This is a genomic window from Epilithonimonas sp. KH_059 (assembly GCF_057838485.1).
Genome location: NZ_CM174468.1, coordinates 1,624,226 through 1,649,627 on the forward strand (window position 1 = coordinate 1,624,226; position 25,402 = coordinate 1,649,627).

At 41.0% G+C, this 25,402-nt stretch carries 25 protein-coding genes; 17 read left to right on the plus strand and 8 right to left on the minus strand.

The window, feature by feature from the left end; genetic code table 11:
• Window positions 1–13: 13 nt before the first annotated feature.
• A complete protein-coding gene (locus AC3IRX_RS07645) occupies window positions 14–1,288 on the plus strand; it encodes a DUF6080 domain-containing protein (protein ID WP_489209426.1) in 1,275 nt (424 codons plus the stop codon).
• Between the two features lie 27 nt (window positions 1,289–1,315).
• On the opposite strand, the gene AC3IRX_RS07650 is transcribed toward AC3IRX_RS07645, so the two are convergent.
• Entirely contained in the window at window positions 1,316–1,846 is a 531-nt protein-coding gene (locus tag AC3IRX_RS07650) for an SPOR domain-containing protein (protein WP_489209428.1), read from the minus strand.
• Between the two features lie 186 nt (window positions 1,847–2,032).
• Here AC3IRX_RS07650 and AC3IRX_RS07655 point away from each other — a divergent pair, with 186 nt between their 5' ends.
• The 13 genes from AC3IRX_RS07655 to AC3IRX_RS07715 all read left to right on the plus strand — a co-directional run bounded on the left by AC3IRX_RS07655 (window position 2,033) and on the right by AC3IRX_RS07715 (window position 16,138).
• A complete protein-coding gene (locus tag AC3IRX_RS07655) occupies window positions 2,033–3,403 on the plus strand; it encodes a c-type cytochrome (RefSeq protein ID WP_489209429.1) in 1,371 nt (456 codons plus the stop codon).
• A gap of 22 nt (window positions 3,404–3,425) precedes the next feature.
• Window positions 3,426–6,464: a TAT-variant-translocated molybdopterin oxidoreductase gene (locus AC3IRX_RS07660; protein WP_489209431.1), complete on the plus strand. Its 3,039-nt coding sequence runs from the start codon at window positions 3,426–3,428 to the stop codon at window positions 6,462–6,464.
• A gap of 18 nt (window positions 6,465–6,482) precedes the next feature.
• Window positions 6,483–7,877 carry an NrfD/PsrC family molybdoenzyme membrane anchor subunit gene (gene nrfD / locus AC3IRX_RS07665; protein WP_459082804.1) on the plus strand — a complete coding sequence of 465 codons (1,395 nt, stop codon included), beginning with the start codon at window positions 6,483–6,485 and terminating at the stop codon, window positions 7,875–7,877.
• Window positions 7,864–8,385, plus strand: coding sequence for a DUF3341 domain-containing protein (locus AC3IRX_RS07670; RefSeq protein WP_459082802.1), 522 nt, complete (start codon window positions 7,864–7,866; stop codon window positions 8,383–8,385). Before nrfD ends, AC3IRX_RS07670 begins: the two co-directional genes overlap by 14 nt.
• Entirely contained in the window at window positions 8,378–9,049 is a 672-nt protein-coding gene (locus tag AC3IRX_RS07675; protein ID WP_489209432.1) for a c-type cytochrome, read from the plus strand. The genes AC3IRX_RS07670 and AC3IRX_RS07675 overlap by 8 nt, the downstream gene beginning before the upstream one ends.
• 14 nt (window positions 9,050–9,063) lie before the next feature.
• Complete coding sequence (locus AC3IRX_RS07680; protein ID WP_489209433.1) at window positions 9,064–10,395, plus strand: quinol:cytochrome C oxidoreductase; 1,332 nt, start codon at window positions 9,064–9,066, stop codon at window positions 10,393–10,395.
• A gap of 73 nt (window positions 10,396–10,468) precedes the next feature.
• Window positions 10,469–11,620 (plus strand): hypothetical protein, encoded by a 1,152-nt coding sequence (locus AC3IRX_RS07685; RefSeq protein ID WP_489209436.1) that lies wholly within the window; start codon window positions 10,469–10,471, stop codon window positions 11,618–11,620.
• Window positions 11,621–11,624: 4 nt separating this feature from the next.
• The gene (locus AC3IRX_RS07690; protein ID WP_489209438.1) at window positions 11,625–12,164 is read left to right on the plus strand and encodes an adenine phosphoribosyltransferase; all 540 of its coding nucleotides are present in this window, start codon (window positions 11,625–11,627) and stop codon (window positions 12,162–12,164) included.
• A gap of 119 nt (window positions 12,165–12,283) precedes the next feature.
• Window positions 12,284–12,991 (plus strand): YfgM family protein, encoded by a 708-nt coding sequence (locus AC3IRX_RS07695; RefSeq protein ID WP_489209439.1) that lies wholly within the window; start codon window positions 12,284–12,286, stop codon window positions 12,989–12,991.
• An 11-nt stretch (window positions 12,992–13,002) separates the two neighbouring features.
• Window positions 13,003–13,488, plus strand: coding sequence for a 6,7-dimethyl-8-ribityllumazine synthase (ribH, locus tag AC3IRX_RS07700; RefSeq protein ID WP_489209441.1), 486 nt, complete (start codon window positions 13,003–13,005; stop codon window positions 13,486–13,488).
• A 147-nt stretch (window positions 13,489–13,635) separates the two neighbouring features.
• Entirely contained in the window at window positions 13,636–14,490 is an 855-nt protein-coding gene (ypfJ, locus tag AC3IRX_RS07705; RefSeq protein ID WP_489209443.1) for a KPN_02809 family neutral zinc metallopeptidase, read from the plus strand.
• 91 nt (window positions 14,491–14,581) lie between these two features.
• On the plus strand, window positions 14,582–15,205 hold the full coding sequence (locus AC3IRX_RS07710; protein WP_489209445.1) for an energy transducer TonB: 624 nt from the start codon (window positions 14,582–14,584) through the stop codon (window positions 15,203–15,205).
• A gap of 3 nt (window positions 15,206–15,208) precedes the next feature.
• Window positions 15,209–16,138 carry a DMT family transporter gene (locus AC3IRX_RS07715; protein WP_489209446.1) on the plus strand — a complete coding sequence of 310 codons (930 nt, stop codon included), beginning with the start codon at window positions 15,209–15,211 and terminating at the stop codon, window positions 16,136–16,138.
• A 34-nt stretch (window positions 16,139–16,172) separates the two neighbouring features.
• Here the strand turns inward: AC3IRX_RS07715 and AC3IRX_RS07720 are convergent, their stop codons facing one another.
• The 7 genes from AC3IRX_RS07720 to AC3IRX_RS07750 all read right to left on the minus strand — a co-directional run bounded on the left by AC3IRX_RS07720 (window position 16,173) and on the right by AC3IRX_RS07750 (window position 23,450).
• Window positions 16,173–17,543, minus strand: coding sequence for a tetratricopeptide repeat protein (locus tag AC3IRX_RS07720; RefSeq protein ID WP_489209448.1), 1,371 nt, complete (start codon window positions 17,541–17,543; stop codon window positions 16,173–16,175).
• Window positions 17,544–17,638: 95 nt separating this feature from the next.
• Window positions 17,639–19,021, minus strand: a complete 1,383-nt coding sequence (gene glmM / locus AC3IRX_RS07725) for a phosphoglucosamine mutase (RefSeq protein ID WP_489209450.1) — start codon at window positions 19,019–19,021, stop codon at window positions 17,639–17,641.
• Window positions 19,022–19,115: 94 nt separating this feature from the next.
• Window positions 19,116–19,262, minus strand: a complete 147-nt coding sequence (locus tag AC3IRX_RS07730) for a hypothetical protein (RefSeq protein WP_489209452.1) — start codon at window positions 19,260–19,262, stop codon at window positions 19,116–19,118.
• Window positions 19,263–19,280: 18 nt separating this feature from the next.
• Entirely contained in the window at window positions 19,281–21,317 is a 2,037-nt protein-coding gene (gene feoB / locus AC3IRX_RS07735; protein ID WP_489209454.1) for a ferrous iron transport protein B, read from the minus strand.
• Entirely contained in the window at window positions 21,317–21,571 is a 255-nt protein-coding gene (locus AC3IRX_RS07740; RefSeq protein WP_489209456.1) for a FeoA family protein, read from the minus strand. Before AC3IRX_RS07740 ends, feoB begins: the two co-directional genes overlap by 1 nt.
• 143 nt (window positions 21,572–21,714) lie before the next feature.
• Window positions 21,715–22,593, minus strand: coding sequence for a GLPGLI family protein (locus AC3IRX_RS07745; protein WP_489209458.1), 879 nt, complete (start codon window positions 22,591–22,593; stop codon window positions 21,715–21,717).
• 98 nt (window positions 22,594–22,691) lie between these two features.
• Window positions 22,692–23,450: a Rossmann-like and DUF2520 domain-containing protein gene (locus AC3IRX_RS07750; RefSeq protein WP_489209460.1), complete on the minus strand. Its 759-nt coding sequence runs from the start codon at window positions 23,448–23,450 to the stop codon at window positions 22,692–22,694.
• Window positions 23,451–23,580: 130 nt separating this feature from the next.
• Here AC3IRX_RS07750 and AC3IRX_RS07755 point away from each other — a divergent pair, with 130 nt between their 5' ends.
• The 3 genes from AC3IRX_RS07755 to AC3IRX_RS07765 are packed head-to-tail and all read left to right on the plus strand — an operon-like array spanning window position 23,581 to window position 25,378.
• Window positions 23,581–24,132: an RNA polymerase sigma factor gene (locus AC3IRX_RS07755; RefSeq protein WP_489209462.1), complete on the plus strand. Its 552-nt coding sequence runs from the start codon at window positions 23,581–23,583 to the stop codon at window positions 24,130–24,132.
• 50 nt (window positions 24,133–24,182) lie between these two features.
• The gene (locus tag AC3IRX_RS07760; protein ID WP_489209464.1) at window positions 24,183–24,770 is read left to right on the plus strand and encodes a hypothetical protein; all 588 of its coding nucleotides are present in this window, start codon (window positions 24,183–24,185) and stop codon (window positions 24,768–24,770) included.
• A gap of 11 nt (window positions 24,771–24,781) precedes the next feature.
• The gene (locus AC3IRX_RS07765; protein ID WP_489209466.1) at window positions 24,782–25,378 is read left to right on the plus strand and encodes a hypothetical protein; all 597 of its coding nucleotides are present in this window, start codon (window positions 24,782–24,784) and stop codon (window positions 25,376–25,378) included.
• Window positions 25,379–25,402: the final 24 nt, after the last annotated feature.

Sequence of the window (25,402 nt, forward strand, 5' to 3'; positions counted from 1 at the left end):
TATTCTATCCCCTTTGAAATTAATAGAAAAACTTTCTTTTGTTTTAAAAATGGTCTTCCCTTCCAATCGAATGGAATGGGCTGTTTTTTGTTTTTTTGTACTGGGTTACGCATCTCTAGCGATTCCTATTGCACTTGACTATCGAATTGTTTTTGACAACCGCATTCCTTGGGATGCCTATTTTAGTTTTGACAATCGTGCGATTGTGATGACAGGCGGTGGATTTGAAAGGCATCCGCTTGCAAATTATTATTTCAATTGGATTCGGGAGCTTGCTTTGTTTGTTTCGGGAGGAAAGATGGATTCGACGTTTCGATTCGTACTTTCTGGATGTAGCGTGCTCGTGGTGAGTCTAACCCTGGTACAAATTTTCAAGTATCTACGAGAGATTATTCAATTGCCAAAAGCTCTGTCGTGTTTGCTAGTGGTGTTCTTTTCCTTATTTGCAACGAATATCCTTCTGAGTTTCACCCCCGAAACCTATACCTATAGTCTGTTTTTCTTGACGCTTTTTAATTATTATGCAGCGCGCAAAATAAGGAGTGGTGGGAAGTTTTCGATTGCAGCACTTACGGTCTTTACAGTGACCATAGGGGGGCTTACCGTCACAAACGCAGCGAAAGTCTACATAGGGCTGCTCTTCGAAAAAGGACTCTTCAAATCCCTTAAATCTTTTGGAAATGCAGTGGTCCGAGGGGCCATCGCGGTCGGGGTGTTCGTGCTTTTGTTTTTGTACCGAATGAATTTTGATTACGGTCTTATTTTGTCAAAAACAACAGAGCAGTATGAAAAGTTTTCAAAGCCAAAAGTGACGCCTTTATGGGATATGATTTCTTCTTGGTTTTTAGGCGGAAATGTTCTTTTTTCAGGATTTATAACGCGGGATTATCACAACAAAAAAGCCTTTGAATACAAGGCTCTATTTATGGATGTATATACAAGTTGGGTTCCGTATCTATTTGTGGGAGTGCTTTTTAGCTTGCTGATATGGTCTTGGATAAAAAACAGGAAAAACAAAATGGTTCAAATTCTTTTTTTCCTTTTTCTTTTCGACTTCCTTATTCACTGCGTTCTTAAGTTCGGATTGCATACTTCCTACATTTATGGAGGGCATTTTGTGATGGTGTATCCCTTAGTCTTAGGCTGGCTATTCTATGCCTACCGAACGCAAACCAAAGTACTTACCAGTTTGGTCATTACACTTATTCTTATGACTTTGTACTTAGCGCTTAACAATGCCTTCAGAATTCAAGAATTCTTTGATTTTTTAAACCTTTATTACAGGTAGAATTACGCTATAGAAATCAAGTAAGATTTATTTTGCCTCTACGCAAAAGACTCGGTATTGAACCGCGCGGGCAGATTTAAATTGACCTCTAATGCGATTTAAATCCGAGCTTGCTGTTTGTTTCGAAACGTAACTCCCAACTAAAATACGGTAGTTCGGTCGCAAAGACGCATCGGTCTCTACTTTAATGTTTGGGAAGCGATTTCGGAAAAACGATTTGATTTCATTGGCTTCTTGATTGCTTTTTGCCACCGCAATTTGAATTTTATACCCTAGAATTCTTGGGTTTTGACGACAGATTTCTGCACGTGATAAGGGTCTAGAGGAATTGGAAGAACCTCTCGAATCTCTTATGTCCGGGGCGTTTGAAGACTCTGGCATCTGAGAGGGACGCGTACATTTTTCTTCCATTTTTGCCATCGTTTCACTAATACGCTTGTCCATTGATAGCGTAAGAGTTGTGCCTTGCAAAGTGTCTGTCTTGGTTACGATTTGGCTCTTAACCAGTCCAAGGTTAAGGGCAAAAAAGAATAGGGTATAGAGTAAATTGGTTTTCATCAAAGGTAATTTGGGCAAATTTACTATAAATAAAAATTATACCAAAAGCTATTATTTAGAATGGTTACAAATTAATGGGCTTCTCAGAATCTCTAAATTTTTCGGTTGTTAATGTAGTGTTAAAAAGCTTACTTTTGCAGAATTGAATGGATACTCATCAATTTTTACTAACCCAAGATTAATTAAATGATTAGTTGGAGAAAGCATTACAAGAGGGGTCTGGTAGCAATAGGTCTATTGTTTGCCACTGCCACTTCGGTCCACGCACAGGACGGTGATCCTAAAAATGGCGAAACACTTTTTAAAGCCAATTGTACCGCGTGTCACACGTTAGACAAAAATTTGATCGGCCCTGCCTTAGGGGGGGTGGTAGAGCGACTGCAGAAGGACGAAGGTCTCGATGTAGATTGGTTACACAAATGGATCAAAGACAACGAAGCACTTCGTAATTCAGGAGATGCTTATGCAAATAAGACCTTTGAGGAGCATAATAAGGTTGTCATGCTTCCCTTTCCGAATCTTTCGGATCAGGATATAGATGACATTCTTGCGTACACTTCCAATCCACCGGCACCAGAACCTGCAGCCGATGCAGCAGCCGGAGCTTCGGATGAAAATTCACTAGCGCTTTTGAACGAAGCCAAGAAACAAAGTGAAAATTCAAAAATTCTATTAATTTCCCTAATCGCTATTGTAGGGCTTCTTGTTTGGTTGTTATTAAAGCTTAGACAGCTTGTGAAACTTAGCCAAACCGAAGAGCTTGCAGAGCTTAATAAAGCGAATGCATATACCTTTGGTGGTCTCTACGAGAAGTATAGCTACGTAGGTAAGATCGCGATGGGTCTACTGGCCTTGCTAGCCTTCTACGGAGTATGGAATGCACTAATGGGCATCGGGGTTTACAAAGGCTATCAGCCAGAGCAACCGATCCATTTCTCACACAAGATTCACGCTGGAGAAAACAAAATTGACTGTCAATTGTGTCACTCTTCCGCGAAATACGGGAAAGTATCAGAGATTCCTTCCATGAATGTTTGTATGAACTGTCACCGTAATATTTCTGAATACACAGGAACGTATATGGAACCAGGGAAAGACAAAGCGTTCTATGACGGTGAGATTCAAAAAATCTATGCTGCAACAGGATGGGATCCAGGAAGCCAATCGTACAAAAACGAGGAGAAGCCAGTGGAGTGGGTACGTATTCACAATATGCCTGATTTCGTATACTTTAATCACGCACAGCACGTAGTGGCAGGTGAGAAGACGATTATCAGTTCCCACAACAAAAAGAATCCAGACGATCAAATTGATGTCGTGTGTAAAGCTTGTCACGGACAGGTGGATACCATGAACGTCGTAGCGATGGCAAATGATTTCACCATGGGTTGGTGTATTGAATGCCATAGAACGACGGAAGTGGATATGGACAACGGCTATAACAAAGAATATTTCGCCAATCTTCACGATAAGTTGAAAAAACAATATCCGAAGAAAGAAGGTAAGATTACCGTAGATGCTATTGGGGGTCTTGAGTGTGGAAAATGTCATTATTAATAACGTTAAATTAGAAGTATAAATGGCTTCAAATAAAATACAATTCAGAAGTATTCATGAACTAAAGGACCCAACTTTAAACCATAAGTTGGCTCAGAAAGAGTTTCAGGATGAAATTCCTGTAGATGAAATTTTGGGTAAGTCGGATGATAGTTCAGGAACGTCCAGAAGAGATTTCCTTAAATTATTAGGATTCTCTACGGCAGCAGTGACCCTCGCAGCTTGTGAGGCCCCTGTCTTAAAAACGATTCCTTATGTGGTTAAGCCCCACGATATTATTCCCGGGGTTCCTAATTACTACGCGACTTCCTATTTTGATGGATCGGATTTCGCGAGTGTTCTGGTAAAAACAAGAGAAGGACGACCGATTAAAATTGAACCGAATGCGATAGCAAAGGAATTGGGTAAAACCAGCGCTAGAGTTCAAGCGGGTGTTCTTTCCCTTTACGATAACGACAAAGTAAAACAACCGAAACTAGACGGGAAAGATGAAACGTATGACGCAGTAGATGATTACGTTCTTAATGCTCTAACCCAAAGTACAAGTATCGGGAAGAGAATCGTCTTGCTTTCTCACTCTTACCCTTCTCCAACCTTTAAAAAGTTGGTAGATGAGTTTAAAGTGAAGTATCCAACGGCTGAATTGGTAACCTACGATGCACTACCTCACGCTTCTGCCTTAGATGCAGCGCAAGAAGTATTTGGCCAAAGACATCTACCGGTGTACGATCTAAGTACAACCGAACTTGTCGTGTCTTTCCAAGCAGATTTCTTAGAAGATTATAACGGAGGAAGTTTAGAGTCCTCTTATGCGACTGCGAAAAAGCCGGGCGCAAATATGTTGAGACACATTCAAGTAGAGTCTAACATGTCCCTAACAGGAGCCAACGCGGATGAAAGAATTCGTTTAAAACCAAGTTCGGTTTACAAAGTGTTAGTGGATGTTTACAACGCACTTAATGGAAGTTCTGCCTCAGGGGATGCGGCGAAGATCGCAAAAGAACTACAGGCTAAAGGAAGCAAAGCAGTTGTTTTTGCGGACGGAAGCAAAGGAGCTTATGTACTAGCTCACTTGATTAACCAAAAATTAGGTTCGGTTGCCTTTACAGGAAAAGCGAACTTATTGAAAGAGTACGATACGGCTCGTTACGAAGAATTCTTAACATGGTTAGCGAACGGAGAAGTAGGAACACTGATTGTAAACAATGTGAACCCACTTTATTCTTCGAACAAAGCAGAGGCCTTCAAGAATGCAATTGCAAGAGTACCTAATATCATTGCAGTTGTTGATAAGAAAAATGAAATTTACAAGGCAGCGAAAGTAGTGATTCCACCGACACACTGGTTAGAATCTTGGGGAGATTTAACGCCTCAAACGGGTGCCTACTCGCTTATGCAACCTACCATTTCTAAAATCTACAAACCAAGACAGATTGAAGAATCACTTTTAGTTTGGATTAATGGAAAAGGAAGCGAAAACAATAGCTACTACAATTACTTAAAGGCAAATGCCTTAACTCTTTTAGGAGGTAAAACTTTCAACAAAGCGCTTTACGGTGGATTTAACGAAGTAGAATTCGGTCCTACCTTAGCTTATGCGGGAGGAAATGCACAAGGTGCCATTTCAGAACTCCAATCGTTCAAAGCTTCGGATATCGAACTTGCGCTTTATACAGCCGTGGCTGTCGGAGACGGTACGCAAGGAAACAACCCTTGGCTTCAAGAATTACCTGATCCTGTTACAAGAATCTCTTGGGATAACTACCTAACGGTTTCTCCTAAAGATGCTGAACGTTTAGAGTTCGATAACGATCTGAACGGAAGAATGCAGCTTGACGGTTCTCGTGTAAACGTGAAAGTGGGAGATGTAACTCTAGAAAATGTACCTGTCTTTGTTCAACCAGGACAAGCAGAGGGTTCTATGGGTCTAGCCTTAGGATACGGTAAAACGGGCTCTGGAAAAGTAGCAGAAACAGGAATCAATGCCTATCCTCTTTTTGATGGTAAAAGCAGAGTGGTTTCAAATGTGAAGCTAGAAAAAGTAAAAGGAATGCATGAGTTTGCAGGAATGCAGCTTCAAAATACGCTAATGGGACGTTATGACATTGCACGTGAAGTGCCTTTAGAGTCGTTCCTCAACGTTGCATTTGATGATAAAATTAATGGGTGGAACAAGCCATTAGAGTACCATACCTTAACGGAATCAACTCCAGCAGGTAAGATTACTTTATGGGATGAGTTTGATGACACGGACGGTCCTCACTTCAACCTATCTGTGGATTTGAACTCTTGTACAGGTTGTGGAGCATGTATTATTGCATGTCAAGCAGAGAACAACGTTCCGGTTGTAGGAAAAGAAGAAATCAGAATGTCAAGAGACATGTACTGGCTTCGAATTGACCGTTACTATTCTGCAAGAGAAAAAATCACTCCTAAGCAACAAGTAGACAGAGGACTGAACGTACCGCAAGTCTATGACATTCTTATTGATCCGGCTGAGAATCCAGATGTGATTTTCCAACCGGTAATGTGTCAGCACTGTAACCACGCACCGTGTGAAACAGTTTGTCCAGTGGCGGCCACTTCTCACGGGAAGCAAGGTCAGAACCAAATGGCATACAACCGTTGTGTAGGAACAAGATATTGTGCAAACAACTGTCCATACAAAGTAAGACGTTTCAACTGGTTCAACTATGCCCAGAATGATAAGTTTGACTACAACATGAACAATGACCTTGGAAGAATGGTTCTTAACCCAGATGTGGTTGTAAGAACAAGAGGGGTAATGGAAAAATGTTCAATGTGTATCCAAATGACGCAAACTACAATTTTAGAAGCGAAGAAAGAAGGAAGACGTATAGAAGACGGCGAATTCCAAACCGCTTGTTCTAAAGCTTGTGGAACTGGAGCGATGCAGTTTGGGGATATGAACGACAAGAAGTCTAAAGTAAGAGAGCTATTTACAGACAATAGACGTTATACCCTTTTAGAAGAGATCGGAACGAAACCGAACGTATTCTATCACACGAAGGTGAGAAACAGAAAAGAAAACAAAGTTTAAATAATAATAAGGTAAAAAATGTCACATTACGAAGCCCCGATCAGGGAACCTTTAATTATTGGTCACAAAACTTATCACGATATCACAGAAGATATCGCACGACCTATTGAGGAAAGAGCTGGAAAGCTATGGTGGATTGCATTCTATTCAGCATTGGTACTTTTCGTATACGGATTCGGTTGCATCGCTTACACTATCGGAACCGGTATTGGAGCGTGGGGACTAAATAGAACCATTAACTGGGGTTGGGATATTACCAACTTTGTATGGTGGGTTGGTATTGGTCACGCCGGAACGTTAATCTCAGCAGTACTCTTGCTATTTAGACAACGCTGGAGAATGTCAGTGAACCGTTCTGCAGAGGCGATGACTATTTTTGCTGTTGTTCAAGCTGCGATCTTCCCGGTAATTCACATGGGTAGAGTTTGGGTTGGATACTGGGTATTCCCTATTCCAAACCAGTACGGGTCTTTATGGACGAACTTTAACTCACCGCTGCTTTGGGACGTATTCGCGATTTCCACATATTTCTCGGTTTCTTCGGTATTCTGGTTTATGGGTTTAATCCCTGACTTTGCCATGATCCGTGACCGCGCAAAAACACCTTGGACGAAAAAGATTTATACCTTCTTATCCTTTGGATGGGGTGGGAAAGCAAAACACTGGCAACGATTCGAAGAGCTTTCTTTGGTTCTTGCAGGACTTGCAACCCCACTTGTATTCTCTGTGCATACTACCGTATCCTTTGACTTTGCCACTTCGGTGATTAAAGGATGGCACTCCACTATTTATCCACCTTACTTCGTAGCTGGGGCTATCTTCTCAGGATTTGCAATGGTGCAAACGCTACTATTAGTTGCAAGAAAAGTTTGCCAGCTTGAAGATTACATTACTATCTACCATATCGAGATTATGAACATCGTAATTATCGTAACTGGAGGAATGGTAACCGTGGCTTATGCAGTTGAGTACTTTATCGCTTGGTATTCTGGAAGTAGATATGAAGATTTCGTATACTTAAGTCCAGGAGCTGCAACAGGTCCTTACTGGTGGGCATTCTGGGCACTGATTATTTGTAACTTAGTGGTACCGGCTTCATTCTGGTTCAAGAAACTAAGAACAAACATCATGTGGACATTCTTTGTCGCACTAATCATTAACATAGGAATGTGGTTTGAACGTTTCGATATTATTGTAATTAACTTATCGAGAGACTATTTACCAAGTGCTTGGACCATGTTTAAGCCGACCATCATTGATGTGGGTGTGTATTTAGGAACCATCGGATTCTTTGGAGTACTCTTCTTATTGTATGCAAGAACCTTCCCGGTGATTGCACAAGCGGAATTGAAAACGATTTTGAAAATGTCAGGTGAAACTTATAAAGCAAAAGAAGGAGATGAGCACCACTAAAATAATTTACGGTCTTTATGCGGATGATGACGATTTAATGGACGGCGTCAAAGCATGTAAAGAGAAAGGAATTGAAATTAATGAGGTCTATACCCCATTCCCTGTCCATGGTTTGGATAAGGCACTTGGACTTAAGAAGACTAGAATTTCGGATGCAGCGTTTATTTACGCTTTGTATGGAGTCCTTGTTGGTGCCCTTGTGACCTGGTATACCATGAACTATGACTGGCCAATGAACATCGGTGGGAAACCTGCTATGTCTTGGTGGCATCAAATGCCAGCGTTTGTAGTTCCAATGTTTGAATTAATGGTCTTCTGCTCTGCGCACATGATGTCTCTAACGTTCTTAGTTAGAAACAAAATGTACCCAGGTGCGAAACCGCAGAATCCAGATCCAAGAACCACAGACGATAAATTCTTAATGGAATTTGTTGGTGGAGATGTTGAAAGAATTAAACAGCTTCTAATTGAAACTGGAGCTGAAGAAATTACAGTTAAAGATGCTTAGTATGAAAAAAACAATATTCAAAGCTACGGCAGCGATTGCTTTTACAAGTTTACTATTGAGCTCTTGTGGAAAAGGCAATCCACCCATGGTATACTTCCCGGATATGTATTTCCCAGTGGCTTATGATCCACTTCAAAAGGCAGAAGATCCGTACTCGGATCATGAAAATGAAATTCCTGCGTTTGCAAACGGTGCCACAGGGCTAACCGTAGTAGAAGGAACGGTTGCTCAGAATAAAGACGGTGTTTTTGAAGAAGAACTTCTTCCAAAAAATGTAGATGAGTACAATGCAAGGTACGATGCTTCCAAATCAGTAACCGTATCTCCTCTTGATCCAGCGAATGCTCAGAAAGATATTGAAAGAGGGAAAGTCCTTTTTGATAGAACTTGCGCCGCTTGTCACGGAGTCAATGGAGACGGACAAGGATCGATTGTAGAGAGTGGTGCATATTCAGGGGTTCCTAACTATAAGGACCGTGAAATCACAGTAGGTTCTGTACATTATGTGCTTACGCACGGTCGAAATGCAATGGGATCTTTTGCAGGACAATTGATGCCGGGCGACCGATGGAGAGTTTCAATGTATGTAATGAATGCATTTAAAGGAGGAATGTCTACGACAGCGGCAACGCCGGCAACTGTAGATTCCACCGCAACCAATTAATAAAAAGAAAGAAAATGTATAGTTTTTCACCAAAATTAAGATTAACTTCTATCATTCTTATCGTCGCGGGACTGGTTTTGTTTGCTGCGGGGTATTTTATTAACAAAAGCTATGACAGTGGAGTAGTCGAGCATATGATGGAGAATGTGCTTGCGGCAGGTCAAGATGCACCTTCGCATTCAAGTGAGCTAGTAGGTCCACAAGATCACGAAGCCCACTTAGAACATGCAATGATGCAAGTGGCAAATCAGCCTTTAGCCTCGCTTCATTTGGTCGCAGTCTTGTTTTTTGCAGCCTCATGTTGTGCTTTGTTTTTCTATTCAATTCAGCATGTATCCCATGCAGGATGGTCCATTATCGTGACACGTGTGATGGAAGCCGTGGCTTCTTTTATTCCGTGGGTAGGAGCTTTTCTTATTCTTATTATGATTCTTAATGTTTCTCATATTGGCCATTTGTTCCACTGGATGGATCCTTCTTTGACCGATCCGAATTCTGCTCATTTTGATTCCATCTTATACGAGAAAAAGAAGTTTTTAAATGTGCCTTGGTATGCCATTAGAACCGTTCTTTATGTCGTTGTAGGAACTTTCTTTGCATGGAAATTAAGAAGCATGTCGAAAAAAGTAGACCAAACGAAATCAAGAACAGATTATCAAATGCTTTACCGTTGGAACGTAGGTTATATCGTATTCTTTGGTTTTGCTTCTGTAGGTTGGGCTTGGGATTGGTTAATGTCTATTGACCCTCACTGGTATTCCACTATGTACGTATGGTACGCAATGGTAAGTGGTTTAGCCACTGCAATTGCGCTTATTATTCTTGTAAGTGTTTACCTTAAGAAAAAAGGATTTTTACCTGAATTCAACGATAACCATTTGCATGACTTAGGAAAATTCCTATTTGCTTCAAGTATGCTTTGGACCTATACATGGTTCTGTCAGTTTATGCTTTATTGGTATGCGAACGTACCGGAAGAAGTAAATTATTTCTTTGGTCGTTTTGAACACTATAAAGAAACATTCTTTCCAATGCTAATTCTAAACTTCCTAGTGCCTTTACTAGTGCTTGTAGGATCGGGAATCAAAAGAAAGTATAAAGTAGTGACGGCTATTGCTGCACTAGTGGTTGTAGGACACATCATGGATTATTTCAATATGGTGATGCCGGGAACGGTAGGTCCTTATTGGAAGAATGCGGCTGTACTGCTTAGCGTTGTAGGAGCTGTTGTTTTCTTTGTTGGACTTTTCATCTTTGCTGTAATGAGTCAACTAGCAAAATTGAAATTGATTCCAGAAGGAAACCCTTTCGTACACGAATCCAAGATTTACGAGTACCCGTTCTAATCGGAAATCATACTTAACATATTAATCCCGGCTTATTGCCGGGATTTTTTTATTTTTGTATAAAATACGCTCTATGAAAAAAATATATTATCTTTTGATTTTCAGTTTGCTAGTACTTTCTGGGTGCAAGAAGGAGTCCGTAGATGCCACGACAACACAGAGTTTTCGAAGCAGCATTAACGATATGACCTCCAAACTCTCCACCTTGGAGCAAGTAAAGTTTAACGAAGCCCTGTATATTTTGAAGACTTTCGGAGTGGAAGGTCAAAATGACATTCAGAAGTTGGATGCCTTAGGAAAGAAGATTAATGGATTAAAAGTGCCTGCGATCCTAGCCATGGCAGATCAAGTGGCTCAGGCCAATGACATCGCCTGGAGCAGTACCGGCCCTCCGTCTCTAGGAGAAATGAATATTTTTGGCTCGGTGGAACCTACTGAGTTTGATCCAAACGATATTAAAGCCAAGGGACTTGAAATCACAACCATTGAGATTCAGAAGGACTCGGTTTTAGGACCTAAAGCACTTCAAGTGATTCCTCGTCTGGTAGACTCAAGTGGACGTCCCATAGAGTTTTCAGGAGCCGCCCTAGAAACGGTACTTGTTGTTTCAAGTGGAGGAAGTCGTTTAAGTACTTCGAAAAACCTTATGCTTGACAATGAGTTCAAAGGATTTACCATTCATTTTAATACTTTACCTAGTGAGAAGGTAGTAGGAAATAAGATTGATATTCAGATCACAGTGAAAACCACAAGCAATAGTTTTAAAATGTCAAAAGTGGGTGTACTAGTTAATCCAAATGCTTTAAGAGCGCCAGCTGCAGCAACTACGGCTGTGGATTCCCTTGGAGGATCTTCCTCTTTAGATCAGGAGGGTACACTTGGACAGAATGAGGGGGCAGGTTCTACGGTCGATCCCAAGACGACCGTCACTCGATTTTTGAACCAAGTAGGGACGCAGAATTTAAGAGGGGCGTATGAAGTCTCGTCGAATCCAAGTTGGGGTTCTTTTGAGTCGTTTTCCAATCCTAACACAGGATTTGGAGGATTCAAATCCATTCACGTAAAGAACATTTCGAGTGTATCCAATACGGGGAACAATGCCTCCGTAAATGCCACCTACGACGTGACAGACAAAGCGGGTAATACCACTGCACTGCAAGTGAGCTTCGGGCTTCGCCAAGTGGATGGACAATGGAAAATTAATAGTTACACGATTATACCTTAAAAATATGACCGGTTTAGAATTAAAAAAAGCCTTAGAGCAGACCATAGAAAATATACCTGATTTTCCGAAGAAGGGAATTCAATTTAAGGACATCACACCGATCTTTTTGGATCCCAAACTATACGAAGCTGTGATCGAGGAGTTGGCCCAGTTTAGTAAGGGGAAAATCGATGCAGTATGTGGAATTGAAAGCCGAGGGTATTTGTTTGGGATTGCAATTGCTGTGAAGCTAGAAGTGCCATTTATCCTCATTCGAAAGAAAGGCAAACTTCCTCCGCCGTTTGTTTCAGAGAAGTACGATCTAGAATACGGATCCTCTGAGATTGAGATGCGTGAGGGGCAGCTTAAGCCAGGAATGAGAGTCTTAATTCATGACGACCTACTCGCTACAGGAGGAACGACTCAGGCAGCCGGCAGGCTCGTGGAGAAGCAAGGAGCGAAGGTGTCCCAGTTCAGCTTTTTGATTAAATTAAGGGGTCTCGGTGCGGAAGATAAATTAGAATCTTTTCAGGCCGAACATCATTCTATACTGGAATATGATTAAATTGCAGTTGGGTGCTTTCGGTAAAGAGCCGAGGCGCATTTTCAAGGAAATTATTATTTCTCATTAGAATTTTGTAAATCACTAGGAAACAATTAAATTTGCAGCTCACTAATTATATTATGGCAAATACAAAACGTACAAATAAGAAGAATACGGAAGGAAAAGAAACGGTTGAGTTTTTTAAAGACCTAGATCGTGAAGCATTACAAACCGAACGCTTTTTAGAAAAGAATTCAAAAGTACTCTCCATTGTGTTTGGAGTCCTAGTTTTGGGAGTCTTAGGATACTTTGCATACCAACAGTTTGTCATTGTGCCAAAAAATGAGGAAGCAACCAAGAGTTATCTTTCTGCAATGGGGAACCTTGCTGAAGGCAAAACAGTGGAAGCCTTAGGAGGAAAGTCTGCTGCAAATCCAGGTTTTCTTGGAACTTATAAGAATTATGGCAATACCGATGCAGGTAGTTTAGCGGGATACAATGCCGGACTTCTAAAATTCAAAGAGGGAAAATTTCAAGAGGCTTACGATCTATTAGATCAGTTCTCTTCAGGCAATAAAGTACTCATGGCTCTTAAATACGGTGCCATGGCAGATGCGGCCTCTAACCTTAACAAAGCAGACGAATCGCTTTCACTTTTAGGAAAGGCGGCTAACGCTTCTGACGATCCTTACACAACCTATTACTTTACAAGAAAAAAAGGAATCTTAGCTCTTGCTCTTAACAAAACGCAAGACGCAAAGACAGCATTTGAGACCATCGATAAAAAATATAAGGAATACGACAATGGATTGTCGGATGGCTATATTGAGATGGTGAAAAATAAATAAAAATACAACTTATGGCTACGGTAGATCTTTCGAATTACAAGCCACTCGCAATTTCAGATGCCGATGATTTTTCCATCGGCATCGTAGTTTCTGAGTGGAACGATTTTATTACTTTTCCGCTTCGTGACGGGGCAATTGAAGTGCTCACAAAAGAAGGAGTTCCCAAAGAAAAAGTGGAGGTCTTTTATGTACCGGGAGCCTTTGAATTAACCTATGGAAGTATGCAACTTGCAAAGAGTGGAAAATACGATGCTATTATTGGCATTGGCTGCGTTATCCGAGGGGAAACCTCTCACTTCGACTATGTATGCTCTTCTGTTTCACAAGGCATTAAGGATTGCAATGTTCTAACGGATGTTCCTACCATCTTTTGTGTACTCACGGACGATACGAAAGAGCAATCGATTGCTCGTAGTGGGGGAATTCACGGAAACAAAGGAATTGAATCGGGAGTAACCGCCTTAAAAATGATTGACTTTAAAAGAAAGTTAAAGTAAAGAGACTAGAAAACGAAAGGTTGGGGGTTCGAACGGTATACGATTTGTAAGAATGTTCACAACGTAGAAAATTGAGGCGCATATACTTTAATTTTGTAAATTTAGTTTTCAAATGCACTCTGGTTTTAATTTTAAAAGAAACATCATATGAAATGGACGCAAAATCGAAGTGGTAACGTAGAGGACCGTAGAGGCAGAGGAGTCGGAGGTGGCCTTTTGGGCGGAGGACTCGTAAGTTTAATTATCGCGGCTGTCGTTTTCTTTCTTGGGGGAGACCCATCGGCTATTCTAGCGACGGGGTCGGGTAATCCCACCGCGCAAACGGAACAGCGCGAACTTACACAAGAAGAAAAGCATGTTGGGGAGTTCATTGAAATGCTTACGTTTGAAAACGAACGAACTTGGAGTACGATATTTCAGGAAAATGGGATGCAATACCAACCCGCGAAGGTGGTTTTGTTTACCGACGTAACCCAGTCAGGTTGTGGGACAGCTCAGGCCGCTATGGGACCGTTTTATTGTCCAGTCGATCAAGCTGTGTACATGGACCTTAGTTTCTTTAATGAATTAGAAAGTCGATTTGGAGCAAAAGTAACGGAATTTTCAGTGGCTTATGTCCTTGCTCACGAGATGGGACATCACGTGCAGAATTTGTTAGGAACACTTGGAAAGACCGAAGAATTAAGAAGAAGTGGAAATTATTCTCAGGCGGAGATGAACCGAGTTTCAGTTGCAACCGAGCTTCAAGCTGATTTTTATGCGGGCTTATGGTCCAAGTATAGCAACCAAAGAGAACAGTTTTTAGAGCCCGGAGATATTGATGCGGCAATTAGTGCAGCAGAAGCCGTGGGTGATGATAATATCATGAATCGTTCCCAGGGCTATGTAAACCAAGAAAGCTTTACGCACGGTAGTTCCGCACAAAGAAAAGAGTGGTTTCTAAAAGGCTACAACTCAGGTGATATTAAGCAAGGGAATACATTTGATCAGTTGTTAAGATAACAATTTAGTTTCTTTTTTAGATTCGATCCCCTTGTTAGAAGTGAGATTTGAATTGCGTCTTTTATTTTGGATAGTATAATGGTGATTCGTTATGAAGAATATATGGGTTGTGGTCTTTGTCTTGTTCTCTGCAAGAGGATTCGCACAACAAAATGAAGCCTTTAAGGCGATTAAGTCCCAAGTGGACTATGAGCAGCAAATGCTTCAATACAAATACCAAATGGAGTATAGACGCGCTTCTTCAGAAGTAAAAGGTATACTCGAAAACCAGTGGAATTCACTCATTGTGGATTTCCAAGAGCATGTGAATACGGCCTATGTGGGCGCTTTAATCCAAGTGAAAAATGAGGAAGATTTAGCAGAGTTGACCTCTTCAACTTCTGTAAATAATCCACTCTATTCTGCTCAGAACAGTCCGAAAGGACTTCTCCCTCCTACCTATTCAAATGGTATGCAAGGACTCCGCAAGGAAGTCACAAATCTGTTTTACTTTGATTCTGTAAAACCTTTAGCAGAGCCCTATCAGGCGCAAGTTAGCTTTGTGGTGAACCCAGATGGGCGCATAAGTCGGGTTGAGGCGAAAGGGGAAGACTTAAGTCTTAACCGGCAGGCTCAAATCGCATTTTATTTACTTCCTGGACAGTTTGCTCCAGCAGTTTTGGACAACCAGCCTGTGGCTTACCGATTCGAATTACCCTTAATATTGAGCTTTTAACGAATGCAATCGAGCCGCCCTAACGAGAAGTGGATCCTTCTTGTCCTACTTACTTTGATTTGGGGATCGTCCTTTATCTTAATCAAGAAATCACTTCTCTACTACACACCCTATGAGGTTGGAAGTTTACGCATTATCATTGCGTCCCTTCTCCTGCTTCCATACGCATTAATGAACCTTAAAAAGTTTCCTAAGAAGCACTTAAAATATTTGATTGTGGCTGCTGCATGTGGTAATTTTTTACCCATGTATCTATTTCCGATGGCAGAAACCCAAATTAGTAGTAGCATTGCTGGGATTATTAATTCTATGGTGCCCATCTTTGTCATCATTCTAGGGGCTTTGTTCTGGAGTACGAGTACAACACGAACGCAAATTCTGGGAACAATGATTAGCTTTATTGGAGTAATTGTGCTCACATTAGGTGGTGCAGAATCAGGCGCTCTGAAAATAGTTCCTATTTTGCTTCTGCTTCTGGCCACTGTACTTTATGCGATCAACGGTTTGACCGTGAAAGCCCATTTGGGAGACGTTGAGCCCAAATTGCTTTCTGCCTATGTGTTTGGGATTGTTTTGTTTTTCCCGTCCCTGATATCTTTAGGATTTTCAGGTTTTTTCCAAGATTTTCACTCGACTCAGGAGAACTGGACAGGACTAATGTACGTGGGACTTCTTGCGGTGTTTGGCACCGGACTCGCGATGATGTTAAACTATCGACTGCTCAGTGTATCCAGTGCTCTTTTTACCTCGACCGTGACTCTTCTTATGCCTATAGTAGCCATTGGATGGGGTGTTCTTGACGGAGAGACCTTGAGTGTTTTCCAGCTAGTTGGAGCCCTTGTGATCATTGCAGGACTACTGTTTCTACGTTCTGAACAAAAGAGCAAGCTAGGGAGCGTAAAAAAGGCTGGTCACGAGAAACGGCCCTCTTAAGAAAGGGCCGCTACTTCTATTTTTAGGATCAATCCTATTTTTTCTTTGTTTTTACTTTTTTCACCACATCCTTGATGTAGGGATATCTTTTTTGCATATCAGGCACCAGAGAAGGATCGAGTACAATCGCAATCTCTAGAGCTTCCATTGCTCTGTCTTGCTGTTCCAGGTTGAAGAAACAGTTCGAAATCTGATAATACAATTCTGCATGCTGATGAAGGCTGATGGCCTTAGTCAAAACGCGAATCGCTTTGTCGTATTCCGATAGTAGCATTAGTACTTCCGTGTAGGCGTACCAGTTGTAGAATTTATTGGGTTCTTTCTCAACCAATAGTTCCAAACATTCTAAACTATCTTCAAACTGACCCGAATCGATGTACAAAAAGGCTAGTTTCTTTTGAAGGCTAAGATTCGTGCCGTTTAAAGCAGCCGCTTCGATTGCAAAATGAAGCGCTTCTTTTTTCGATCCCATTTCCTCATAAAGTTCACTAAGTTCAATCATGGACATGTAGAACTGAGGGTCTTCAATAAGGGACTTTTGAAAGTAAGTTAAAGCGTTCACATGGAACTTCTGCGCTTTGTAGCAAAGTCCAATTTTATAATAAGTATAGGCTTTCGTATACTCAAGTTCGAGCATTTCCTCGTATACTTCAATGGCTTTTAAATAGTCACCTAGTGCTTCGTAACAAGCCGCTTTGTTAGCGTATACGCCAATAGAGGAGCTGTTAATTGCAAGCAGGTAATCAAAGCCTTTAATTGCTTCGTGGTAGTTTTTTCGATTGAAGTAAAATTGGCCGTACTCAAACCATGCGATTTCAGAGAAAGCAAATTCATCTAAATACTCGTTGATGAAAGAAGTGGCCTCCTCATACTTCTTTAATTCGACGAAGCATTGCATCGTATTTTCTAAAGAATAATCGTCTGTAGGGTCGGCTTTGAGTGCTTCGCGGTAATGCTTTAGGGCTTTGGAAGGATCTCCTAAATTCACAAATTCATCTGCGATAAAATTGTGAAGGAAATTCTCCTCTTCTCCTAAGGCAAGGGCGAGAATACAATACTCAATTGATTTGCGAGGGTTTCCTAGGTTGGAAAAGTACTTCGCACAACAAACTAAATAGTCTGTGTTTTCCATACAGGTGGCACGTAAATCGTCAATGATGGGACGAGCCTGCACATAGTTTTCTAGCTCCAACAAGACTTCCAATTGCTTGGTTTTAATCTCAATGGAGTTGGGGTGAAGTTTGAGAGCAAAATTCACCGCTTTTTCAGCAAAGGAAATATCTCCTAGCTCAAGGTAGTAAACAATGATTTCGTCAAGTTCTTCCGTGTCGAAGTAAACTTGATCTTTGTTTTCTACCATTTCTTCGAACCGTTTTGCCAGTTCGTTTTCAAAAAATTCTTCCAATAGCTTTTCTCAAGTTGTATCGATGTTGCAAATGTGGCTTCATAACTTCGATAGAACATTTAAATTATACAAGGCTAAAATAGCAAATATCAGGCCTAAATTAGGGCCTTTATCTTCTCAATCATACGGTCTGCAAGTTCGTCTGCTTTCCCTTGGCTTGCCGCCTCGGTATAGATCCGAATAATAGGCTCTGTGTTTGACTTGCGAAGGTGTGCCCAGGAATCTTCAAAATCAATTTTCACTCCATCAATAGTGCTAATCTCCTCTCCCTCAAAGGCGTTTTCTACACGCTCAAGCAACTGATCTACGTTAATCTCCGGTGTAAGCTGCATTTTCTTTTTTCCCATAAAATAGGCAGGGTAAGAGGCGCGAAGTTCAGAGACTGAGATTTCTGATTCTGCAAGATGGGTTAAAAACAGGGCAGTTCCCACTAGGGAGTCCCGACCGTAATGCAACTCTGGGTAAATAATCCCTCCATTTCCTTCTCCTCCAATCACGGCGTTTTTTTCTTTCATTAACGTGACCACATTCACTTCCCCTACCGCACTTGCAAAATAAGTGGATTGATGTCTGTGGGCGATATCGCGTAGTGCGCGACTAGAAGAAAGGTTTGATATCGCGGCACCTGGTTTGTGCTTTAGTAAATAATCGGCGACAGCCACAAGAGTGTATTCTTCTCCAAACATCTCTCCCTTCTCGTCAATAATGGCGAGACGATCGACATCTGGATCGACTACGAGTCCTAAATCTGCTTTTTCGGTTTTCACGAGTTCGCAAATGTCTGTAAGGTGCTCTTTTAGCGGTTCTGGATTGTGAGGGAAATCACCTGTGGGTTCACAATAGAGCGGTACGACCGTACAGCCTAATTGCTCTAAAAGTGGAACCATGGAGATTCCTCCTGTGGAGTTTACAGCATCCAATACGACTTTGAACTTTTTCTCTTTTATAAGTTCCTGATTGACTAGTGGTAAATCAAGGATTTTATCAATATGCAATTGAATGGCCTCCTCAAAGGTTTCATATCCTCCAAGCTCATCTACCTCAGCGTAATCGAAAGCCTCGTTTTCTGCAATTTGAAGGAGTTCTGTTCCATTTTCTCCGCTAATGAATTCTCCTTTTTCGTTCAGAAGTTTTAGAGCATTCCATTGTTTTGGATTGTGAGAAGCTGTGAGGATAATACCCCCGTCTGCTTTTAGCTCTGGAACCATCATCTCGACTGTGGGCGTTGTGGAAAGTCCTAAATCGATCACATCAATTCCAAGGCCTTGCAAAGTCGCACTCACAAGAGAGCTAACCATCGATCCTGAAATTCTTGCATCTCTCCCCACTACGATTTTAAGGTTTCGTTTTTGGTTTGAGTTTTGAAGCCAAGTTCCATAGGCAGAGGTGAATTTCACCACATCTAATGGGGTAAGGTTTTCATTTACAGGCCCTCCAATGGTGCCTCGAATTCCTGAAATACTTTTTATTAAGGACATATTGATTCCGTTTTATTCTTGAGTTAGTCTCTGCAAAATTAGTGAACTTTTTTGTTTCGATCACTAGATGTTCCCTATTGCTTTTAAGGATTGGCTACGAACAGCAACTGCTTTCGCAACCTGGTTTGTTTTTGTCTTTTTTAGACGAAAATTTACTTGCAAAAACCTTGTATAGTCGGTAGCATGCACCTACCACTAAAACGGCAATAATTCCATATTGAATGAGTAATGAATAGTCCATTTTTCTTTTTTTATCGGGTTAACTTAAAAACTGGTACGCGGCCATTGCAGCAATATAGGCTAGCCCTGTCATGGCAATCACCTGGAGCAAGGTCCATTTCCAACTTTTTGTTTCTTGATACACTACTGCAATGGTGGAAACACACTGCATAGCAAAAGCATAATAGATGAGAACCGAAATTCCTGAGGCTAAGGTAAATACTTTTTCGCCATTTGCTTTTACATCATTTCGCATTTTGTCTATAATTCGTTCGTCCGCCACGTCGTCATCGAGACTATAAAGGGTAGCCATTGTTCCCACAAATACTTCGCGAGCAGCAAAACTGGAGATAATGGACACACCCATTTTCCAATCATAGCCTAAAGGTTCTACGACTGGTTCAATGACCTTACCCATTTTGGCCAGATAAGAATGATCCAAATGAACGTCCGTTTCGACGAATTTTCCTTCCGTTTGACTGGGTCCCATATAACTTAGCGCCCAAAGAATGATACTTACAGCAAAAATCACCTTCCCCGCTCCGTTTATAAACTCCCAGACTTTAACACCGGTTAGTTTCAAGTCGTATTTGAATTGAGGCATTTTGTAGGGAGGAAGATCCATTATCAAATAACTCTTCACGTTCTGTCTGATGATTTTCTTTAGTACAAAGGCCGACACTAGGGCAGCCACAAAACCTAAAAGGTACATCGCAAGAAGGGCGATGGCTCGGTTACTGAATCCGAGTGCGTTTCCTTCTGGAATCACAATCGCAATAATGATACTGTAGACGGGGAGACGAGCTGCGCAGGTCATAAAAGGCGTGACAAGAATGGTAATCAACCTCTCTTTGACGTTCTCGATGTTACGTGTGGATTTAATCGCAGGTATGGCGCAGGCAATCCCTGAAACAAGAGGAACAATACTTTTTCCATTGAGCCCAAAGGGACGTAAAAAACGGTCCATCAAAAAGACGACTCGGGCCATATACCCGGAATCTTCTAGCAAATATAAGAAGTACAGTAGGATTCCAATTTGAGGTGCAAAGATGATAATCCCTCCAATCCCTGGTAAAATCCCGTTACTGAGCAAACTGTTTAGTGGCCCTTCTGGCAAGACAGACGAGGTCCATTCTGAAAAAAGAACAAAAAGGCTGTCTATCCAGTTCATTGGATATTCTGCCATATAGAACACCATTTGAAAGAGGAAAAGTAGGATGGCAATAAAGAGCACGTATCCCCAGAACTTATGAACTAGAATTTTATCAAGTTTTTCCGTTAGAAGTTCTTTAAACTGTGGTTTTTTCGTAACCACTTCTTTCATAATGCCATCAATGGTCTGGTAACGACGAATTGTCTCTTGGGTTTGCAGTCTTTTGGGGACGATGCATTTTGCTTCGGTCTCATTTAGTTTTTCATGGACCGAATCTAGTTTTCCAAGGTAAGTATCCGAAGACAAGAGAGTCCATACTTTGTACGGGTTCTTCTCTTCCGTCTGAGAAGCAATTTTATGAACGATTGCTTTTTGTTCAATGGGAATGTTGAACTGAATGGAATTCGAGCTTGTAAACTCGTTGTTATAGATGCTTTCTTTTATTTCCTCAAGTCCAATCTTTTCTTTTGCATTGGTTTGTAATACCTTGACCTGAGTGATTTCTGCTAGTTTGTCAAAGTCGATGCGGATTCCACGTCGACGAGCTTCGTCCAATTGGTTCACGACAAGAAGCACAGGCATTCCAAGATCCTGAATTTGTTGAAACAAAAGAAGACCTCTTTTCAGGTTCATCGCATCCATCATGTACACGATGCCCGAATACTGATGCTGTTCTTCAATTAAGTATTTTGAGAAAATTGCTTCGTCCTCCGCCTCGGGATAGATACTGTAGGCGCCTGGTAAATCTATGATTTCAACTTCTTCTCCCTTGTAGGAGTAACGCCCCGAGTGACTCGCTACGGTAACCCCTGCATAATTACCTGTCTTTTGTTTTTTATTGCAAAGTGTATTAAATACAGTAGACTTTCCCACATTGGGGTTACCGACTAGTAGTATTTGTTTAATAGGTTTTTTAGCTTGCATTACGATACGGTGTCAACAATGATATATCTTGCTTCTTCTTGACGAAGGGCAATTCTACTTTTTTCTTCTCCAAATTCAATGTATAGGGGACCGCTAAACGGTGCTTGATACAGTATTTTGAATTGGGTGCTGGGCAGTAGTCCCATCTCAATTATTTTGGTTGGCATTTTCAAGGTGGCGTTGTCGTAATCTACTATGATTCCCAGTTTGCTTTGGGGAAAACAACATAGCTTATTGGAGTCGTCTCTTTTCAATGGAATAGGGTTTTAAACAGATGCAAATATACGTTATTTACATTTAATCTAAATAAGGATTAGGGAAATAGGGATTAAAACGAAATCGGAACTAATACGAGTTGTATTAGTTCCGAATCACTATTTAATTGAAGGATATGAATCTATTTGCCTGCTTTTTTTGCAGAAATTTCAATCTCGTTGTTATTCTCATTCAAATGCTTTTTAAGCATTTCTTCTTGGTCTCTCATCATTTTCGCAATGGAAGTGCCGTCTGGCATTTTTGCGTCTGCAGGGATTTGAGACAGGTGGGAACGGATGCTTCCGAACGGATCTTTTTTGTAAGCCTCATACAGCTGATCGAACTTACTACGACTTACGACTAAATCGTTTCCTCTTCCTCCCATGCTTTCTGTAAGGGTTTCAGAATAGGATTTTTCCTGGAAATCGGCTACATTTTTGTTTCCTTTAAGCTCCCAAGAGTAGTTGTTGTTTTCATCGCTTAACTGTACAATTAAACCAGGTAGGCCATAAAATTTATAAGGTCCATCTTGAAAAGGAATGTCCGTAGAGAACCATGCGGTCCAGTTTCTTCCTCCAAAGGTGGTGGTTGCTTTTTGCGTTTGGTATTCACCAATCGTTTTCTTTTCGTCCTGAATCTTCCAATCAAATTTTAGCGTTTCTTCGTAAGACACTTTGTCTTGAAGGATTTGATCGGTATACTTGAGACCCATGTCTGGATATGTTTTTGTAACCTTATAACTGAATTTAGGTTGCTTAATCGTTTTGGAAAGATCTTTAAAGGTGCCTGATTTCTGCATCTGTTCCACTTCAATCTTTAGAATTGAATCTTGGGAAACCATTAAATAATCGCGGTACAAAGATTTTTCTGTCGTGATGTCTAAAATGGTCATTTCCTTTATTAAGGAGTCAGATTCCACACTTGGTTTATAGGTCAATTCGTAAAAGAAACGATTTGCACTGGTCTGCGCACTCAGTGAAAGGGTAAAAAGGAATAAAAAAACGAAGACTATTTTTTTCATTGTTGAATTTTTATAATAAGTATTCGCTTTTCATAATTTGTTACATTATGAAAGTAATCTCATTGCTACTTCTTATGGTAAGAGTTAACTAGTAGATACTAAGGTTCTAGCCAATACATTTCTTGAATAGACTCGTTTAGCACTTGGTAAAGTTTACGCTGCTGTGGGGTTTGCAGCAAGGCTTCGTGCATTTTAAGAACCCGAGTGTCGTTGCGAACCGCTGGGCCTGTTTGGGCGTATTTAGGGTCCAAATGGTTGATTTTCTCAAGGGTTTCTTGCATCAAAGGAACGAAGTATTCAAAGGGAAGGGATTGAGAATCAGAAATTTCTTTTGCGCGAGCATAAAGATGGTTTACGAAGTTACAAGCGAATACTGCCGTTAAATGAATGTACTTGCGTTTCTCGTAATCCGCTTTTTCGACAAATTGAGACAAGGACTTTGCAAGGTCTTCAAGGATCTCGAAATCGTGTTCATTTTCTGTTTCAATAAAAATAGGCACCGTTTCGAAAGAGAGTTCCTTGGTTTTCGAAAAGGTTTGTAGCGGGTAAAAACAGGCCTTTCTATAGGGACCAAGTAGTCGATCCATAGGCATAGAGCCTGATGTGTGCGCTACAAGTGCATCGGGGTTCGTAATCCATTTTGAAACTTCTTCAATTGCTCGGTCACTTACACATATTAGATACAGATCCGCGGGGGCAAGTTCAGTTGTGGAGTAAGGAGTTTTTGCACTTTCTCCAATGGCCTCAAGTTCCTTTTGGTTGCGAGCGAAAATTTGAATTGCGGGTTTGTTTTGTTTTGAAAGCGCATGTGCTAAATGATGGGCGACGTTTCCAGAGCCTATAATTACTATATCCATGATCCAAAGTTAGTTAATATTTCACTCTAGAAAGTGAGTTTTTTTGGGGAATTCCGCCGACAAGTCGGATTACTTGAAGATTATTTTTAACTTTAGACCCAATTTATAATCCAACCCACGAACGGAACTGATGAAGCTACAGGATCAGGAAATTATTGCGTTAATGACCAGCCCAAAAGGTCAAGAAAAAGGACTTCGGGCATTGATGGACAATTATCAGAGTCGATTGTACTGGCACATAAGGAGGCTTGTGGTCGACCATGATTTGGCGCAAGATGTTCTACAAGACACTTTTATAAAGGTCTATGAGAATTTTCATCAGTTTAAACAAGAAAGTCAACTTTATACTTGGCTTTATAGAATTGCGACCAACCAGGCCTTGCAGGAGCTTAACAAAATGAAGCGCATGCAAAAATCGGATCACGATGCGGAGTATCATCTTCAAAATTTGGTAGCGCAGAATGCGGGACCCGATGCAGAAGAAATACAAATTATGCTTCAACAAGCAATCCAGACGTTGCCAGAGAAGCAGAAGTTGGTCTTTACGTTAAGGTATTATGAAGAACTACCTTACGAAGAAATGAGCAGGATTTTGGATATGTCGGTAGGCACTTTAAAGACGAACTACCACTATGCAAAACAGAAAATTGAAGAGTATATCAAAGAAAATCACAAAGAGTAAGAAGTGAAGGCCGATTAGGCCAACCTTACTCCTATATCGAAACAAAGAACATGAACAATTTTAATTTAGAAGAATTGGAGCGCAAAGAAATCTACCAGGTTTCAGATTCCTTCTTTAAGGAAGTTCAAGACAAAGTGCTGCAAAATACAATCGAGTTAGAAGAGTCTAATAAGAAGTCCCTTCCCACAAAAGGGAAAGTCATCCCACTTTCATTCAATTGGAGTTATGCGGCAGCGGCCCTAGTGGTTTTGCTTGGCCTTGGCGTCATTCTAAAATTGAATTTAAACCCACAGGAGGAGCCATTACAAACCCTTGTCACTACAAACAGTGCGTCCGAGGTAAGCTCCACTGATGTAAAAGATCCCTCTAGTTTAACGTCGGAAACCGAAACCCAATCCATTGCACAGGTAGAAAAGTCTCCTCTAGGAAGCCAATCTACTGAGGTAAGTAGAGAGGCAGAGCTAAGGACTGCGGTTCCGCAAAGATCCTCTGCTAGACCGAGCGTAGTTTCCAAAACAGTTCGCTCTGCTGCGATTGATCAAGTGGCCATGGAGCAGATCATCACCTCGCTTTCAAGCGCGGATTTAGCAGAGCTTTCAAGAGATGCAGAAATGGATGTTTATCTTGACCTATATTAACAAATGACCCTATGAAAAAAATAATTATAACTTCCCTACTAGCAGTCTTTTCGATAGCTTTGGTAAGTGCTCAAGAAAAATTGACGCAAGATTTCACGAGTAAAAGTGCCCAAGAAAGAAAAGATATGATTCGCAAACTCTCTCCTGAGAAGCGACGTGAGCTTTATCGTAGTTTTCGTGAGGATGTACTCATTGAAGAGTTAAAAGTGCAAAAGGAAAAACAGGCTGAATTTAAACGGGTTTATTCTGAATACCAAGAATCACAACGAAGAATTAAAGACCGTTTTGACAATGGGTACAATCCGGATGCTTTGTCTGATTCTGAGGCAAAAATAAAACTGGAAGAAAGTTTTGACTACGGTCAAAAGCTTATTGAAAACCGTCGTGAGTATTCAAATAAAATGCAACGTGTAATACGACCTCAACAGGTTATCAAGATGTTTCGCGTTGAAGGACAGATGAGAGACCGTATGCTGAATCGTCGAATGGAGATGAAGGAGAACGCGAGTTCAAATCGTTCAGGGAATTCGAATTCAGCGAACTTTCGAAGTGAAAGTCCCTCTCTTCGTGGAGAAGCTCAATCGAGAAGTCTCTCTAACGGTCGGTAAATAAGAGTTCCCTTCGTGTTTTTA

Coding starts and splice junctions, on each gene's coding strand:
- AC3IRX_RS07675 (WP_489209432.1), top strand. CDS start 8,378: ATGCTTAGTATGAAAAAAACAATATTCAAAGCTACGGCAGCGATTGCT.
- AC3IRX_RS07745 (WP_489209458.1), bottom strand. CDS start 22,593: ATGAAAAAAATAGTCTTCGTTTTTTTATTCCTTTTTACCCTTTCACTG.
- AC3IRX_RS07715 (WP_489209446.1), top strand. CDS start 15,209: ATGCAATCGAGCCGCCCTAACGAGAAGTGGATCCTTCTTGTCCTACTT.
- AC3IRX_RS07680 (WP_489209433.1), top strand. CDS start 9,064: ATGTATAGTTTTTCACCAAAATTAAGATTAACTTCTATCATTCTTATC.
- AC3IRX_RS07750 (WP_489209460.1), bottom strand. CDS start 23,450: ATGGATATAGTAATTATAGGCTCTGGAAACGTCGCCCATCATTTAGCA.
- feoB (WP_489209454.1), bottom strand. CDS start 21,317: ATGCAAGCTAAAAAACCTATTAAACAAATACTACTAGTCGGTAACCCC.
- AC3IRX_RS07650 (WP_489209428.1), bottom strand. CDS start 1,846: ATGAAAACCAATTTACTCTATACCCTATTCTTTTTTGCCCTTAACCTT.
- AC3IRX_RS07765 (WP_489209466.1), top strand. CDS start 24,782: ATGAAAAAAATAATTATAACTTCCCTACTAGCAGTCTTTTCGATAGCT.
- glmM (WP_489209450.1), bottom strand. CDS start 19,021: ATGTCCTTAATAAAAAGTATTTCAGGAATTCGAGGCACCATTGGAGGG.
- AC3IRX_RS07755 (WP_489209462.1), top strand. CDS start 23,581: ATGAAGCTACAGGATCAGGAAATTATTGCGTTAATGACCAGCCCAAAA.
- AC3IRX_RS07695 (WP_489209439.1), top strand. CDS start 12,284: ATGGCAAATACAAAACGTACAAATAAGAAGAATACGGAAGGAAAAGAA.
- AC3IRX_RS07760 (WP_489209464.1), top strand. CDS start 24,183: ATGAACAATTTTAATTTAGAAGAATTGGAGCGCAAAGAAATCTACCAG.
- AC3IRX_RS07660 (WP_489209431.1), top strand. CDS start 3,426: ATGGCTTCAAATAAAATACAATTCAGAAGTATTCATGAACTAAAGGAC.
- ypfJ (WP_489209443.1), top strand. CDS start 13,636: ATGAAATGGACGCAAAATCGAAGTGGTAACGTAGAGGACCGTAGAGGC.
- AC3IRX_RS07670 (WP_459082802.1), top strand. CDS start 7,864: ATGAGCACCACTAAAATAATTTACGGTCTTTATGCGGATGATGACGAT.
- AC3IRX_RS07690 (WP_489209438.1), top strand. CDS start 11,625: ATGACCGGTTTAGAATTAAAAAAAGCCTTAGAGCAGACCATAGAAAAT.
- AC3IRX_RS07655 (WP_489209429.1), top strand. CDS start 2,033: ATGATTAGTTGGAGAAAGCATTACAAGAGGGGTCTGGTAGCAATAGGT.
- AC3IRX_RS07685 (WP_489209436.1), top strand. CDS start 10,469: ATGAAAAAAATATATTATCTTTTGATTTTCAGTTTGCTAGTACTTTCT.
- nrfD (WP_459082804.1), top strand. CDS start 6,483: ATGTCACATTACGAAGCCCCGATCAGGGAACCTTTAATTATTGGTCAC.
- AC3IRX_RS07710 (WP_489209445.1), top strand. CDS start 14,582: ATGAAGAATATATGGGTTGTGGTCTTTGTCTTGTTCTCTGCAAGAGGA.
- ribH (WP_489209441.1), top strand. CDS start 13,003: ATGGCTACGGTAGATCTTTCGAATTACAAGCCACTCGCAATTTCAGAT.
- AC3IRX_RS07730 (WP_489209452.1), bottom strand. CDS start 19,262: ATGGACTATTCATTACTCATTCAATATGGAATTATTGCCGTTTTAGTG.